Origin of the sequence: Sulfurospirillum tamanense, from assembly GCF_016937535.1 — a bacterium.
GTDB classification, from domain to species: Bacteria; Campylobacterota; Campylobacteria; order Campylobacterales; family Campylobacteraceae; genus Sulfurospirillum_B; species Sulfurospirillum_B tamanense.
In genome coordinates, this window is record NZ_JAFHKK010000039.1 from 1 (window position 1) to 15,256 (window position 15,256).

Below are 15,256 nucleotides of genomic sequence, written 5' to 3' on the forward strand. Positions count from 1 at the left end.
GATATTGCGGTTGCGCTTAAAGATGATAACGGCTTCTTTCATGGGGTACCCTCCTTGGGTTATGGTGGGTATTATAGTACAAAAAAATGGACGCAAACGCTTATTTTCTAACCATATTTGTTAAAGATACTGACTAATGTCTACCGTGTCGATTTGTTCGGGGTTGAGGTAAAGTTTAGCATACTGCGCATAAACGCCACTGGAAAGAAAGAGACGAAAAATATCAGCGTCGATGTGTTGGTCTTTAGCCATTAAGCTTAAAATGCGGATAGATTCAGAGAGGGTTTTGGCTTTTTTATACGGACGGTCATTGGCGGTTAGAGCTTCAAAAATATCGGCTACGGCGATGATGCGCGCGGGTAGGGAGAGCTCTTTTTTGGTGAGTTTACGCGGATAACCTGTCCCAATCATAGTTTCATGGTGACCGCCAGCGTATTCGGGGATTTTTTTGAGGTTATCCATGAGAGGCAATGTGCTGAGCATACGAATGCTCATGATGATGTGTTCGTTGATTTTGTAGCGCTCTTCGTCGTTGAGTGTTCCTTTGCGGATGGAGAGGTTGTACAGCTCTCCTTGATTGTTAAAGTACGTAGGAACTTCCATTTTAATGCCTAACTCATCGTAGCGTTTTTGGTCGATGGGGCGGTCTCTTGGGATGCGGTGTTCGGGCTTGTCGCTTAAGAGGGTTTCTTGGCAAGGCAAGGGGCAGGGCGAAAAGTTTTTCAGACGCAGACTTTCGGCATTGCTAAGGCCAAGGCGATCATCAAAATGGCGCGTCCATGTGATTGCTGCAATGGTACGCAGACGTTCTATGTGCGCATCCTCCATAAACTCGCCCCCGATGTTGCACTCAGCTAAAAAGGCAAAATCCTCGTAAAGTTTTCTTTGGGCTTCGTCGCGCCTTTGACGCAACACTTCTGCCTCTTCCTTGCCCTCCAAACACCCCTCCAAATAAGCAATGTGCGCATCTCGCAACAGTACCTCAAAACGGGTGCGGATTTCGTGGATACGGTTGTAGATGGTTTCGAGTTTGGTGGCTTTGTCTACGACATATTCAGGGGTAGTGACTTTGCCACAATCATGCAACAAAGCACTCATGCGAAACTCGCGCCACGCCGCTTCGTTTGGAAAACCAAAAGTGGCAAAAATACCCTCAGTGGAAGCATCGGCGGCTTTGGCGAGCATGAGAGAGAGCTCAGGAACGCGATGGCAATGACCACCCGTGTAGGGGGATTTTTCGTCAATGGCTCCAGCGATGAGGTGGATGAAAGCTTCCATAAGGGTTTCTTGTTCTTTGTCGTGCTGTTTGATAGCTCTTGCCATGTGTACCATGGAGTGGCTTAGTTGATGAAACTCTTTAATACGGGTTTTAATGGGGCGTACTGCGTTGTAACGTTTGGCTGCTACGCTGTCACTCATGGTTTTAAGTTCGTCTACAGGACGAATGATGATGCGCCGTAACACAAACCATGTTACCAAAATAATCAACAGCAAAATCGTAAGCGAAATGGTTGCGGTTTCAAGGGCGATTTGGCTGGCTTCTTGGGTGACTTTATGTTCTTGTAAGTAGGTACCAATGTACCATTTTAAGCCAAAATCTGAAGAAAATTCCGAAAAAGCAAACAAGTAAGGCACACCCAAATCATCTAAAATCTTGCCTTGTAAAACTCCTTTTTTGAAAGATTCATAAGAAGCCAAAAAAGCGACTGAGCCAAGTTCATTGAAAGTGTGAGGAACATGCCCAAGACGCAAAGAAGTAGCGATAATATGCCCCGTTTCATTAAATAACACAATGGGCCCTTCCACGGTTTGGCTCTGCTCTTGAAGTAAATGCGCGATGCTCTCAATGGTAAAATCAACACCTGCCACTTTGGCATGCAAGGAAGAAGTATCGGCCAGTGCGACAGTGATGCCGTATTTGTCTGTGGAGGCAAAAGGGTAGGGCTCAGACCAGTAAAACCCCCTATTTTCCCAAGCTTTTTGAAACCAGATGCGTGTTCTTGGGTCGTAGTTAACGGCAGCTTCTTGGGTGTCAAGAGTGTTAAATTGTCGGTCTTTGAGTAGCCAGCGATCGTTAGGGTTTTCTTCGTTTAGGTTTATTACGCGTAGGGCAAGCCTAGGGTCGCGTCTGGCTTGAACAAAATTTCCCAAAGTGTCAGCAAGGTAAATGCTAGCGATTTTATCATTGGAAAGAAGCATTTCCCATAGGGTGCGCATAAAAACATCGTTAGCATAAAAAAGGGGTTTTTCCTCAAGGGCGTGTGTTAGTACGGAAAGGGTGGCAGAGGTGTTTTTAAGATAGGTGTTGAGGCTGTCGATGACGTTTTGCCGCGCGTTAGCATTGCGTTTTTGAATCATTGCATAAGCATTTTTAGTGCTCTGCTTATAGTTGTGCCCAATGAGCGAAAGAGATAAAAAAGAAGCAAGGCCAACAAAAAGAGAAAGAAGGCCAAAAGTAAATGTAAAACGGGTCGGTTTTTTCATCAAAAACCCTTTATTTTGGTTTACATGTAAACACAACACCACGTAAAACGTTACTCTAGCACGAAAAGGCTTTAGGGGTCAAGCATAGCTGTGACTAAGAACAAGGGGTGAGGACTCCCGCGCTAAAACGTTCCTAGCCCCACAAGGTGACTGCTTTAGAGTCAAACTAGGAAAATTTCCATCACCTGCGCACGTTACTTTTTTACCGTGCGGTATTCTTCCATGAACTCCTTGGCGTTTTCACCCCGCAAAAAATCTGCCGTGCGCAAGAGGCCATCGCTGAGGTAACGCACGTTGTAACCTTGAAGCATGAGGTAAATGCGGGCAAGGTTGGCGCGGTCATTGTGTGGACACAGGGTGACGATGAGCTTGGATTTGTCTAGCTCATCCAAACGCTCAGGCAGTTCGTTGAGGGGGATGTTGGTACTAAAACCCATGTGCCACGCTTCAAACTCTTCCTTAAAGCGAATGTCGATGGCTTGGGCTTTACCCTCTTCTAAAAGCACCAAAAGTTCAGGCGTTTGGATTTTCATGGCACTGCGTTCTTCGTAGTCAAACCCGCGCAGATACGTTCCTAAATCCTCCGCTAGTGCTAATGACACGCCCATAAAAAGCGCTAAAATGAGTGAAGCGAAGCGCATTAACACGCCCCGCCGCACCCGCACCCTTTAGTGGGTTTTAACAGCGCGACTAGCTCTTCTAAGCTTGGGACGCGACCACTTAATTTTACTACCCCATCCACAACGAGCGCGGGAGTGCTCATGACACCGTAATCCATAATCTTAGCGACGTCCTCCACTTTTTCCACCTGTGCAAATACACCCAACTGTGCTACGGCCTCTTGAGCAACTTTTTCCAGTGTTTTACACTTCGCACACCCTGTGCCTAAGACTTCAATCTTCATCTGCTTCTCCTATAAAATGGTGTTGAACAAAAATCCGACCAGCAAAATCCCAAAGCCCACAGTGCCAAAAAAGATGCCAATGAGCTTCATGGAAAGCACCCGCTTTAAAATCATGGCTTCAGGCAGGCTCAGTGCCACCACGGCCATCATAAAGGCAATCGCCGTGCCCATGAGCATCCCTTTGGCGGTGAGCGCTTCTACGATAGGCAAAACCCCCGCCGCACTAGCATACATGGGAATGCCCATGAGTACGGCTAAAGGTACCGCATACCACGCATCGCCACCCGCATAAGCGGTGATGAAATCCTGCGGAACATAGCCGTGGATAAACGCGCCGATGCCGATGCCAACCACCACGTACATGTAAATCTTTTGGAACAAATCGCGGGTAAATTCCCACGCTTCTTTTGCGCGTGCCTTGAAAGGGATGCGTTGTTCTTCGTAGCTTGCATCCACAGGTTTTATCTCGATGAGCACCTCTTTTTCTAGGCCCATCGCCCCGATGATAAGCCCCGCAACAATCGCCACAAGCAGTCCCAGCCCCACGTAAAGCGCAGCGATTTTCCATCCAAACAAAGAGAGCAAAAGGGCGATGACCACCGCGTCACTCATGGGCGCGCTAATGAGGTAACTAAAGGTCACGCCAAGGGGAATCCGCGCTTGCAAAAACCCCAAAAATAGCGGAATAGCTGAGCAGGAACAAAAGGGTGTGAGCACCCCAAAAAGGGCGGCAAGCACGTGGCCTAAGACCTTGTTTTTCCCTGCGATGTAGGCTCTAGCTTTTTCCACGGGAAAATAACTGCGCAACACGCTCACGAGAAAAATAATGGTGGTGAGTAAGATGAAAATCTTAACGGTGTCGTAGATAAAAAAATGCACTGCTTCGCCAAGACGCCCGCCTTTTTCTAGCCCAAACAGACCAAAGACCAATTGGCCACTAAGCGCTTCCCACCACCCAAACATCACACACCCGCCTTGCTAAAGAAAGCTGTAATTTGCGGCAAAAGCGTTTCGTAAATGGCTTCATAGGTCGCTTCAAATGCTTCCATCCCTTTGCCATCGGGGTCTTCAAAGCTTACATGTAAGCGCGGTACGGGTTTGGGAAACATAGGGCAGGTTTCGTTAGCATGGTCGCACACGGTGACGATGAGGTCATAGGGGTGCTCTTGCACTGCTTCGAGGGTTTTGGAGTGGTAGGTTTCACGCCAAATACCTTTGGTTTCAAGGAGGGTTTGAGCGTTTGGATTCACGCGACCGCTAGCTTTTACCCCCGCACTTTGGGCATTGATGCCCTCTAAAAAGGCGTTAATTTGCGCTTCGGCGATGATGCTTCGGCACGAATTTCCTGTACATAAAACCAAAACAGAGCCCATTATCCTTCTCCTTTAATGACACATGCATCCACCTTGCAGGGCACCTTTACATGTAAGGCGCTAATAGCCTCTAGTAGTTGGGTGTGCAAGGGGGTTTTGGGCGCGAGGGCGTAGTAAGCCCACTTTCCCTCACGCTCTACACTAACAAACCCCGCTTTTTTGAGGATGGCAAGGTTGGTAGAAAGGCGCGCTTGGCCCATGACGAGGCTGTGTTCTAGTTCACACACGCAACTTCTGCCGTGTTTTTGCAAAAACGCCAAGATATGAATCCGCGTTTCGTTACTCACCGCGGCGGTGGTGTCGATAAACCCTTCCATCATCGTGCTCCAAACCAATGTCTCGTGCGGTTGGCGATGCCTGCAAGAGCAAGCATCACGGGCACTTCTACGAGCACGCCCACGACGGTCACGAGGGTTGCGCCTGATTGCAAACCAAAGAGGGTGATGGCCACAGCCACGGCAAGTTCAAAAAAGTTACTCGTCCCAATCATACTCGCGGGTGCTGCGATATTGTGGGGAAGGCTCCATGCTTTTGCCCAACCGTAGGTGATGTAAAAGATAAAAAACGTTTGCAAAGTGAGCGGGATGGCGATGAGCAGTACATGTAGAGGATTTCCAAGAATGACATCCCCTTGAAAGGTAAAGATAATGACAAGAGTGAGTAACAATCCCACGACGGTAATGCCGCTAAATTTTTTGACAAATACGTCCTCAAAATACGCTAATCCATAGCGTCCGATGACGTAGCGTCTGGAGAGATACCCGCCCGCTAAGGGGATGACCACAAACAAAAAGACCGAAAGTAACAAGGTGTTGTAAGGCACAAACACATCGCTAATGCCCAGCAAAAAGGCGACGATAGGCGTAAAGGCGACGAGCAAGATGAGGTTGTTGACCGCCACTTGCACAAGGGTGTACGCGGGGTCGCCTTTGGTGAGATGGCTCCACACAAACACCATGGCCGTACACGGCGCGGCTCCTAGTAAAATAGCACCCGCGAGGTATTCGTTGGCAAGCGCTTCAGGGAGGAGGGCACTAAAGATGACTTTGAAAAAGAGCGCGGCGATGAGGTACATACTAAAAGGCTTGATGAGCCAGTTAATGGTACATGTAATGATGAGCCCTTTGGGTTTTTTGCCCGCTTCCAAAATGCTAGCAAAGTCGATTTTGAGCATCATGGGGTAAATCATGAGCCAAATTAAAATCGCCACAGGGATGGAAACGTTGGCGTATTCAAAACGGCTCAGGGTTTGAGGGATGGCGGGAAAAAGCTGACCGATGGCCACACCCGCAACAATACACAGTGCTACCCACACGGTGAGGTAACGTTCAAAAAAGCCGATGCCGCCAGAGGGCTGGGCGTTGTTTTCCATGAAATTGTCCTTACATGTAAAGAAATGAAACTGATGGAACTATATATCAACATATCTTAATATATACTAAACGTTAGTAACCGTTTTGTTATAAAACGGGCGTAAGATTCACGTAATTCTTTACAAGGACGGGGAATGAATCCTAAAGTATTGTTTGTGTGCATTCACAACAGCGGGCGAAGTCAGATGGCAGAGGCGTGGTTAAATGAGCTTTCTCATGGAGATATTATCGCGATGAGTGCGGGGTTTGAACCCCGTGGGTTGAACCCCTTGGCGGTACGCGCCATGGCGGAAGTGGGGGTGGACATTAGTACCAAGGAAAGCGACAGCGTGTTTGATTTTTTCAAGCGCGGGCTTCGGTTTAACTACATCATCACCGTGTGTGATGAGGGCAATGCCCAAAAATGCCCCATTTTTCCTGGCGTAAGTCACCGTATCCACTGGAGCTTCAAAGACCCTTCCGAAGTAGAAGGAACCGATGAGGAAAAAATGGCCCAAGTACGCGAAATCCGCGATGCTATCCGCACCAACGTAGAAGACTTTTTGGTACTCTTTTCCAAAGGGGAAATCGCCCAAAATGCTCCTAGCGAGTGGAAATTTGGACGGTAATTTACACCAGTCCTAAGAGTGCTACTAAGAGAACGGGTGGGGTGATAACTAGCCCCACTTTCATGTATTCCCACCAACTGATGTTGACCCCTTTTTGCGCCAACACATGCAACCACAACAAAGTGGCAAGGGAGCCAATAGGCGTCATTTTTGGCCCAAGGTTACACCCTAAGATGTTCGCGTAAGCCAAGAAGGTGTCGCCCGTGGTTTGGATGGCGATGTCCATGAGCATGATGGCGGGCAGGTTGTTCATGACCGAGCTTAACACGGCTGCTAAAAAGCCCGTGCCTAGCACATGGGCGGTGTGTCCAAATCCTTTAAACCACAACAACAACGTAGCGATACTCTCTGCCAAACCCGCATTTTTAAGTCCAAACACCACCACGTACAATCCCACGCTAAACCAGATAATCTGCCACGGCACCGCTTGCAAGATAGCCTTTGCTTGGACGGCTTTAAGACGCACCGCAAGTCCTAAAAACACCAGTGCACCTCCAAGAGAAAGAAGCGAAACGGGAAGTCCTAGCCAATCGCCCACCACATAACCAACGAGCAACCACCCCAAAAACCACCAACTTAGCCTAAACATGGGCGGATGTTTGAGGGCGGTGTGGGAAGGAGGCAAGGTGTGAGTGGCGACGGTGCGGGGAATGGAGCGGCGAAAAAAGAGCCACAACACCACGGTGGAGGCAAGGATAGCTAAGAGGTTAGGGAGAAACATGGCAAGGGCGTATTCTCTAAAACCGATGCCAAAAAACCCCGCGGTGAGGATGTTGGTTAGGTTGGAGATGATGAGGGGGTTGGAGGCGGTGTCGCTGATGAACCCACCTGCCATCACAAAAGCAAAAAGGGCTTTGGTATCCAGACGCAACAGACGCATTTTGGCCAAAACGATGGGTGTGAGGATGAGGGCGGCGCCATCATTGGCAAACAACGCCGAAACGAGGGCACCTAGGAGGATGATGCCCACAAACATCACGTGGCCGTTTCCCTTACTAAGGCGCGCCGTTTTCAGTGCCGCCCACTCAAAAAAGCCGATGGCATCTAGCACCAAAGAGAGTAAAATGATGCCCAAAAACGCCAAGGTCGCGTCCCAGACAATGTGCGTCACCTCTAGCACGTCTTGCAAAGAGACCACCCCGACTGCCAAGGCTAACCCCGCCCCAAGCAACGCGGAAGTGCCAATTTGCAACCCCCGAGGCTGCCATAACACCAACACCAACGTAAGGCCAAAAATACCCAGTGCCACCACGCCAATCCTTTACATGTAACGAAAAACGACACGCTAGCACAAGCATTCTTAAAGTGTGTATGTGGGCGTATAAAGAACCTTATAATCAACTTTTTACTACAATAAAAGACATTATTTTCAAAATGAAATTTTTTTAACGCATTTCTCTCTTCGTTGCTAAAATTGCTTTACATGTAATAAAAACGGGAGGGTAAAATGACACACTGGATGGGGAAAAATCAATCCATGGCGACACCGCACCGCACCGCACCCTACAGAGCAATTGACCTGTTTGCAGGCATTGGAGGCATTCGTTTGGGCTTTGAAAAAGCCTTTGGCGATGCACTCGAGTTTGTGTTTGCCTCAGAGATTGATAAGTTCGCACGCCAAACGTATGCAGCAAACTTTAACGACATGCCACACGGAGACATTACATGTATTGATGCCCAAAGTATTCCTGCTCATGATATTTTGCTTGCAGGGTTTCCGTGTCAAGCCTTTAGCGTGGCGGGCCACCGCAAGGGATTTGAAGACACCAGAGGAACCCTTTTTTTTGAGATTGCGCGTATTGCTGCGCACCATCGCCCTAAGATGATTTTTTTAGAAAACGTCAAAGGCTTCAAAAACCACGACGGTGGCAAGACCTTTAGTGTGGTAAAACAGACGCTGGAAACCTTGGGCTACAGGGTGTTTGCAAAAGTACTCAATGCCAAAGCGTATGGCGTTCCTCAAAATAGAGAAAGGATTTATATTGTTTGTTTTTTGAATTATGAGAGTGATTTCGTCTTTCCTGTGCCACTCAAAAAAGAGGTGAGGGTTTCTCATATTTTAGAAAAAAAGGTGGATAAAAAGTACACCCTCTCAGACAGACTTTGGGCAGGGCATCAGAAACGAAAACAGGCGCACAAAGAAAAAGGAAACGGTTTTGGGTATTCTCTTTTTGATGGCGCCTCACCTTACACAAGCACGATTTCTGCGCGCTATTATAAAGATGGCTCAGAAATTCTCATTGCGCAACAAGGACAAAATCCTCGAAAACTTACACCGCGTGAAGCGGCAAGATTGCAAGGGTTTGGGGATGAATTTAACATTGTTGTGAGCGACACACAAGCGTATAAACAATTTGGCAACAGCGTGGCGGTTCCTGTTATTGAGTCCATTGCTGTGTTGGTGCGAAGCGTGCTTGAGGGCTCGAAGAAAGGGGAGAAACCTGCTTCTTATGCTTTTGAAAAACTTGCTGGGTAGGCCTACGTGATGTTAGATTTTGGAAAATTAGATGCGTATATAGCGGGCGTTGCTTTAAAGCGCATCAGTCAGGTTGAGTGCGAGGAGAGGTATTCAAATCAACATGAGTTAAACGGCGTAAAAGAGATGAGAAAGCTTTTTGGCACCACCAAAAAAATCTACCCGACACGCTTTATGCGCCTTGAAGATGACGAAGAAAAAAGTGGCGAGTCTTACGGAGACATGACGTGGTATGATGCAAGGGAAGCCCACCCAACACGAACCGAATACCGTTTTTATTATCAAAAAAATGTTGCTATTGAAAGGGCAGGCCCAGAAGATGTGCTTGGGATTATTTTAAAAAAAGATGGACATGTTTTGTTTGTAACTGCGCCCAAAGGAAGCCAAGCAGAAGCCGAACTGTTTGAACTTTTTGGTAGCGCGCTTGGGGCGTCTTTTTCTGTTGTCGATTTTGAAGAAAAAGGTACTACGTTAACCTTTGCTAAGCGGATGATTCTTGAAGCACTTGGGATTGAAAGTGTTGCGCAAGATGCAAAAGACTATTTGGGCTTCATTGAAAAAAAACTAGGCAGTCTTTCTTTTCCAAACACAAAAACCTTTTCTGGGCTAGCCCGCGAAGCATTTGGTGACACGCGGGGACTTTCCGCGGATGAAAGATTGATTTACTGGTGGAATACAGAAGAGACAATGTTCAAACAACTTGAAAACGTTGAGATTGAAAGCCGACTTAAAACAGGCTTCCACGATGTGGATGATTTTTTAACATTTTCACAATTTGTTCGACAGCGAAGAAGCTCTAGGGCGGGAAGTGCGCTAGAAAATCACCTCAGTGAAATTTTTGAGACAGAGGGAGTGATGCATTCTCGCGGGAAAAAAACAGAAGGAAATAAAAAGCCAGATTTTATCTTTCCTTCCATTGAAAAATACCATGAGGCGGGCTTTCCTATGGAGAGATTGGCTATGCTGGGTGTGAAAACAACATGTAAAGACAGGTGGCGTCAAGTATTGGCAGAAGCTGACAAGATACCTCTTAAGCATCTTTTCACGCTCCAACCGAAAATCTCAAGTAATCAACTCGATGAAATGTCTGGGGCAAATGTACGTTTGGTTATTCCGTCGGAGCTGCAAGAAAGCTACTGCTGTGATATAAAAAGAAAAATGTTAAGCCTTGAAGACTTTTTACTGTATGTAAAGCATTTGTAGCTCGTAGCTTAACGTGCCCTATATTTACCCTTTACATGTAAAGAAAACCCACGCAAAGGCAAGGATTTTAGCCACTGTATTTATGGTATCATTTGCCTTTCATCACTACTTTTTTAAGGAACTGTATGCGTCGTGAACCTCTTGTGTTGGCTGCTATGCTTGGCGTGGCGGTGTATGCTACCTTTGTGCTGTTTCAAGGGTATTTGGGGAGCTTGATTATCGCCATGGTGCTCACCACGGCTACGCACAGTTTTTATGCCAAGGTAGATAAAAAAATTAAAAGACCTGTTGTTAGTGCGGTCGCAGTGTTGTTGATGATGATGGTTGTGTTGTTTGTGCCATTAGGGTATTTGGTCTTTAAAAGTGTGGCATTGGCGTCACAGATTGACCTTGGATTGGTGCAAGCGCGTGTGGTGGAAGTAGCTAAACTTGGCGAGGAACTTTTGGAAAAAACCCCAGGAATTCAAGAGCGCGTCATTGGGTTTTACACCAACCTTGACCTTGCTTCCATTAGCCGCACTATTTTTGGCTACGTGGGACTCATTACTGCCAAAAGTGCTACCTTCGTAAAAGACACACTGTTTATCATTTTATTTTACTTTTTTCTGTTGATTTATGGCAAAGAGATGGTGCGTTTTGTCTTTAAAACAGTACCTTTGTCTCAGGCCAATACAGACACTCTCATTAAAGAAACCTCTATCACTGTACGATCGCTTTTTTATTCGCTTTTCATCACCGCTTTTTTGCAAGGGGCGCTCTTTGGGGTTATTGTCTTTTTTTATGGACTTGATGCGCTGTATTTAGGACTTTTGTATGGGATTGCTTCTATGATTCCTGTGGTGGGTGGGATGCTCGTGTGGATTCCTGTGGGGGTGTACGCTTACCTTAGCCTTTCCACAACCGCCGCTGTGGTTATTGCGCTGTATTCGGCTTTGGTGCTTGGGACGTTGGTAGATAACTTTGCCCGTCCTGTGGTGGTAAGTTGGGTAAACAAACATTTACTTGGACAGACGCGTGGTATGAACGAAGTGCTTGTGTTTTTTGCCATGATTGCAGGGATTGGGATGTTTGGATTTTTTGGTATCATTTTGGGGCCAACCATTGTGGCGATGTTGCTCTCGCTCATGCGATTGGTGCAATTGTATCAAGCAGAATAGACCATTATAAAGGAAAACCATGCGTGTGATGTGTCCCTATTGTTTTAGTCTCAATAACGTCCCTCAAAAAGAACACTATACCAAAGCAAATTGTGGCAAATGCCAAGAGTCACTGCTGTATGCGGGAGTGTTAGAACTGTTTTCAGAAAATTTTGATGAGGTGGTAGAAAACTCTCAAATCCCTGTAGTGGTAGATTTTTGGGCGCCGTGGTGTGGGCCGTGTAAAGCCATGGGGCCAGAGTTTGCCAAAGCCGCCGCCCACTTTCCTCTCAAAGCCTTATTTGCCAAAGTCAATACCCAAGAAGAGCAGTGGCTAGCCCAACGCTTTGACGTGCGCTCCATCCCAACGCTCATTGTTTTTAAAGAAGGCAAAGAGCTTTACCGCATGTCAGGAGCACTCAAAGAAGCCGCGATTGTGAGCCTCACGCAAGGGTTTATCGGCTAATTTGGAATCTTAATGGCCTCTTGGGAAAAGCAAATCTGCAGGGATTGTGAAGGGTAAAAAGGACGTGTTTTAAACACTTCAAAGGGCTCGATGCACTCGATGAGCTGACTTCCTACGGCTACTTTAATCGACACTTCGTTGCTTTTGGTGAGATGAAGGATTTCTCGCACGGTGCCTTTTAAGCAAATGTGTTTGTCTGTGTTGCGGTGTGGGGCTTCTTGGGAGAAAATTTCAATCATGCGTGGGTTGATAGCCACACCGCGCTTTTCACCGATACGCCAGTTTTTAGGAAGAGCCATGGACTCGGTTGCGTTAAAACGGTAGACCAAAGATTCTCCCTCTTCGTGCCATTTTCCCACAATGAGATTGGTGGTAGAAAACTCCATCATGCGCCCAAAATGCAAGCCCAGCTTTCGCGTAGCAATGGAAGAGAGCCAGTCAAGGTCGTGGCTAGCGATGATGATGGTACTTTTCCATGCTTCATGGGCATGTAAAATCGCCTCAGTAAACACGGGAATTCCGCTTAAATCTAGGCTATTGGTAGGCTCATCCAAAAGCAGTGTTTTGGGGCGCAAGATGAGTCTGGCAGCAAAGGCCACCCGTTGTGTTTCACCGCTAGAGAGTTCATGCCACGAGCGTTTGAGAAACTTTTGGGGCAATAATCCTACCAGATCCAATGCTTCGTGAAGGCGCGCGGTTTCGTCTTTTTTGATGCCATGAGCCCGCAATCCAAAGAGTAAATTCTCTTTCACGCTGCGTTTGAGTAAATAAGGCTCAGGCAACAAAATACCAATTTCACGCTTTACATGTAAAGGCAAGGCATCGGCTGTGTAGCCTTGATAAACTACTTCGCCGCTGTCGGGTTTTTCTAAAAAAGCAAGATGGCGCAGCAATGTGCTTTTGCCGCTACCATTGGAGCCCACAAGACCGATGATTTCGCCCCTATAAAGGGTGATGTCTTTGATGTCAAGAACGGGTTTGTAGCCGTGGTTTTTCTGTAAAGAAGTGATGGTGTAAAGGGGCTCTTGCATCAGTATTGCCTTGCGTTTTTGCGCAGAAAATTAAGAGAAAGATTCACTAAAAACGCAATGCCAATGAGCACAATCCCAAGAGCGATGCCCATAGAAAACATCCCTTTGCTGGTTTCTAGGGAGATGGCCGTGGTGATGGTGCGGGTGTGGTATTTGATGTTGCCCCCAATCATCATGGCAACCCCCACTTCGGCGATGACCCGTCCGTAGGCGGTAACAGCGGCGGCCAAGAGGGCGTGGCGCAACTCCCAAACCACATTAAAGACCATCTGGGAGAGGGTGAGGCCAAAAGAACTTAGGGTGTAATAGAGCTTGCGGTCCATCCCCTCAATCGCCGAAGCGGTGAGGGAAACGACAATGGGTAAAGCAAGAATGGTTTGTCCGATGATGATGCCTTCCATCGTAAAGAGCAAGCCAAATTCGCCCAATGGCCCGCGGTAAGAGATAAACGCGTAAACCAAAAGACCGATGACAACAGTAGGCGTAGCAAGAAGGGTGTCGGAGATGAGACGAAAGGTTTTGCGCAACGGAAAATCAAAAAACCCCAAGATAAACCCAAGGGGAAAGCCGATGATGATGCTCAGTAAAATAGAAATAGTAGAAGTGCGCAACGTCACATCGATGGCTGAAATAGTTTCTGCGTCCATAGAAACCAACAACCAAAACGCCTCCACGACCCCTTGTGCGATAAACTCCATGCCCACCCCGTTTTGTCTTGACATTGCTGGTAAAGAAAAGCTACCATTCGAATGTTCTAAATTTGCATATCGAAGGAGGATTATCCTATGTTTTCAGTAAAACCTCGCTTAAGAGGCCGAATTTTAGGGGCGTTATTACTTGTTGGGGCAGTGCTAAACGCAGCTGAACTTAAAATGGCAACCACAACCAGTACGGACAACACTGGTTTACTAGACGTGCTCGCACCCTTGTATAAAAGCGACACGGGCGTGGAGCTTAAGTGGATAGCTGTTGGCACGGGCAACGCGCTGAAGCTTGGGGAAAATTGTGATGTGGACGTGGTGTTTGTGCACGCCCCAGCGTTAGAGAAAAAGTATGTAGCAGATGGGTTTGGCGTGGATAGAAAGCCTGTCATGTTTAACGACTTTGTTATCTTGGGCGCACCAGAGTATAAGGCAAAATTTGCGGGTAAAAGCATTGAAGAAGCCTTTAGTATCGTCAAAAAGGAGCAGATTAAGTTTGTGAGTCGCGGGGATAACTCGGGCACGCACTCCAAGGAAAAAAGCGTCTGGAAAGCTGCAGCTGGGGCTATTCCTGAGCGCGAATCTTGGTATGTCGAAGCGGGGCAGGGAATGATTGCGACCATTAACGTAGCGATGGAACAAAAAGGCTTAACCCTCGCAGATCGGGGCACGTTCATCAAATACGAATCTAATCACAAAGGCAACCCACCCCTTGTCATCGTGTTTGAGGGTGATGCAAGCTTGAACAACTTTTACTCCATCATGGCGGTCAACCCAAAACACTGTGCTAAAGCGGACTACAAAGGCGCGACACAGTTTATCAACTGGATTGTTTCACCCAAAATCCAAAACGCCATTGGCGAGTTTAAACTGCTAGACAAACAACTCTTCACTCCTGACGCTGCAACGCGCAAAGAGTAGGTTTTTTTGGCTTGAAAATATGCGAAAAATGCATGTTTTCAAGCCGGTTTTACATGTAAATTCATAACCAAGGAAACAGATGAAATCTATGATTCGCGCTATTATGCTCGTAAGTATTTTGTTCTATGGTGCTTGGGCTGTTGAGTGTGCCGAGCGTTATGGAGTAGGGGGAGTGGAGCTGACTTTAGCCACAGGAAGTCCGGGGGAACTTGGATTGGTCAAAGTTTTGGCGGAAGCATTCTCTGAAAAACACAACGCTTCCTTGTGTTGGGTAAAGGCAGGTTCGGGCAAATCTCTTTCGTTGCTAAAAAACAAAGAGGTGGATGTTGTCATGGTCCATGCCCCAAAGGCTGAAAAACAAGCTGTTGCTGAAGGCTGGGCAAGCGATAGAACGCTGATTGGCTCCAATGAGTTTTATATTGCAGGCCCCAAAAACGACCCAGCAGGCATTGCTAAAGCCAAAAGTGCTCATGAGGCGTACGCGCTCATCGCCAAAGCCAAAGCACTGTTTTATACCCGCGCAGATAACTCTGGGACCCATAAAAAAGAGCTAGATATTTGGAAGAAGGCCTCTGTTGAG

Annotated in this window: 17 protein-coding genes; 7 read left to right on the plus strand and 10 right to left on the minus strand. The window is 47.1% G+C overall.

The window, feature by feature from the left end; genetic code table 11:
- Positions 1-120: 120 nt before the first annotated feature.
- The 7 genes from JWV37_RS11755 to arsB form a co-directional block, all read right to left on the minus strand.
- Complete coding sequence (locus tag JWV37_RS11755; RefSeq protein ID WP_205460020.1) at positions 121-2,484, minus strand: HD domain-containing phosphohydrolase; 2,364 nt, start codon at positions 2,482-2,484, stop codon at positions 121-123.
- Positions 2,485-2,678: 194 nt separating this feature from the next.
- Positions 2,679-3,125: a rhodanese-like domain-containing protein gene (locus JWV37_RS11760; RefSeq protein WP_205460021.1), complete on the minus strand. Its 447-nt coding sequence runs from the start codon at positions 3,123-3,125 to the stop codon at positions 2,679-2,681.
- Positions 3,125-3,388: a thioredoxin family protein gene (locus JWV37_RS11765; protein WP_205460022.1), complete on the minus strand. Its 264-nt coding sequence runs from the start codon at positions 3,386-3,388 to the stop codon at positions 3,125-3,127. Before JWV37_RS11765 ends, JWV37_RS11760 begins: the two co-directional genes overlap by 1 nt.
- 9 nt (positions 3,389-3,397) lie before the next feature.
- The gene (locus JWV37_RS11770) at positions 3,398-4,351 is read right to left on the minus strand and encodes a permease (protein ID WP_205460023.1); all 954 of its coding nucleotides are present in this window, start codon (positions 4,349-4,351) and stop codon (positions 3,398-3,400) included.
- Complete coding sequence (locus tag JWV37_RS11775; RefSeq protein WP_205460024.1) at positions 4,351-4,761, minus strand: arsenate reductase ArsC; 411 nt, start codon at positions 4,759-4,761, stop codon at positions 4,351-4,353. Before JWV37_RS11775 ends, JWV37_RS11770 begins: the two co-directional genes overlap by 1 nt.
- Positions 4,761-5,081, minus strand: coding sequence for an ArsR/SmtB family transcription factor (locus JWV37_RS11780; RefSeq protein WP_240332197.1), 321 nt, complete (start codon positions 5,079-5,081; stop codon positions 4,761-4,763). The genes JWV37_RS11775 and JWV37_RS11780 overlap by 1 nt, the downstream gene beginning before the upstream one ends.
- Positions 5,078-6,133 (minus strand): ACR3 family arsenite efflux transporter, encoded by a 1,056-nt coding sequence (gene arsB, locus JWV37_RS11785; protein WP_205460025.1) that lies wholly within the window; start codon positions 6,131-6,133, stop codon positions 5,078-5,080. Before arsB ends, JWV37_RS11780 begins: the two co-directional genes overlap by 4 nt.
- Positions 6,134-6,268: 135 nt before the next feature.
- Between arsB and JWV37_RS11790 the strand changes: the two genes are divergently transcribed.
- Entirely contained in the window at positions 6,269-6,742 is a 474-nt protein-coding gene (locus tag JWV37_RS11790; RefSeq protein ID WP_205460026.1) for an arsenate reductase ArsC, read from the plus strand.
- 1 nt (position 6,743) lies between these two features.
- Here JWV37_RS11790 and JWV37_RS11795 read toward each other — a convergent pair whose 3' ends face one another.
- Entirely contained in the window at positions 6,744-7,994 is a 1,251-nt protein-coding gene (locus tag JWV37_RS11795; protein WP_205460027.1) for an arsenic transporter, read from the minus strand.
- Between the two features lie 195 nt (positions 7,995-8,189).
- On the opposite strand from JWV37_RS11795, the gene JWV37_RS11800 reads away from it, so the two are divergent.
- The 4 genes from JWV37_RS11800 to trxC all read left to right on the plus strand — a co-directional run bounded on the left by JWV37_RS11800 (position 8,190) and on the right by trxC (position 12,023).
- Positions 8,190-9,218, plus strand: coding sequence for a DNA cytosine methyltransferase (locus tag JWV37_RS11800; protein ID WP_205460028.1), 1,029 nt, complete (start codon positions 8,190-8,192; stop codon positions 9,216-9,218).
- 9 nt (positions 9,219-9,227) lie between these two features.
- Positions 9,228-10,421: a type II restriction endonuclease gene (locus tag JWV37_RS11805; protein WP_240332199.1), complete on the plus strand. Its 1,194-nt coding sequence runs from the start codon at positions 9,228-9,230 to the stop codon at positions 10,419-10,421.
- Between the two features lie 125 nt (positions 10,422-10,546).
- Positions 10,547-11,578, plus strand: a complete 1,032-nt coding sequence (locus JWV37_RS11810) for an AI-2E family transporter (RefSeq protein WP_205460030.1) — start codon at positions 10,547-10,549, stop codon at positions 11,576-11,578.
- 19 nt (positions 11,579-11,597) lie between these two features.
- Complete coding sequence (trxC, locus tag JWV37_RS11815) at positions 11,598-12,023, plus strand: thioredoxin TrxC (protein WP_205460031.1); 426 nt, start codon at positions 11,598-11,600, stop codon at positions 12,021-12,023.
- On the opposite strand, the gene JWV37_RS11820 is transcribed toward trxC, so the two are convergent.
- On the minus strand, positions 12,020-13,054 hold the full coding sequence (locus tag JWV37_RS11820; RefSeq protein ID WP_205460032.1) for an energy-coupling factor ABC transporter ATP-binding protein: 1,035 nt from the start codon (positions 13,052-13,054) through the stop codon (positions 12,020-12,022). The two genes, trxC and JWV37_RS11820, sit on opposite strands and share 4 nt — an antisense overlap.
- A complete protein-coding gene (tupB, locus tag JWV37_RS11825) occupies positions 13,054-13,752 on the minus strand; it encodes a tungstate ABC transporter permease TupB (RefSeq protein ID WP_205460033.1) in 699 nt (232 codons plus the stop codon). Before tupB ends, JWV37_RS11820 begins: the two co-directional genes overlap by 1 nt.
- Positions 13,753-13,839: 87 nt before the next feature.
- Between tupB and tupA the strand changes: the two genes are divergently transcribed.
- Together tupA and JWV37_RS11835 are read left to right on the plus strand one after the other, a co-directional pair.
- On the plus strand, positions 13,840-14,676 hold the full coding sequence (tupA, locus tag JWV37_RS11830) for a tungstate ABC transporter substrate-binding protein TupA (RefSeq protein ID WP_205460034.1): 837 nt from the start codon (positions 13,840-13,842) through the stop codon (positions 14,674-14,676).
- Positions 14,677-14,755: 79 nt separating this feature from the next.
- Positions 14,756-15,256: substrate-binding domain-containing protein (locus JWV37_RS11835; protein ID WP_205460035.1), on the plus strand; the 501-nt coding region annotated here is incomplete at its 3' end.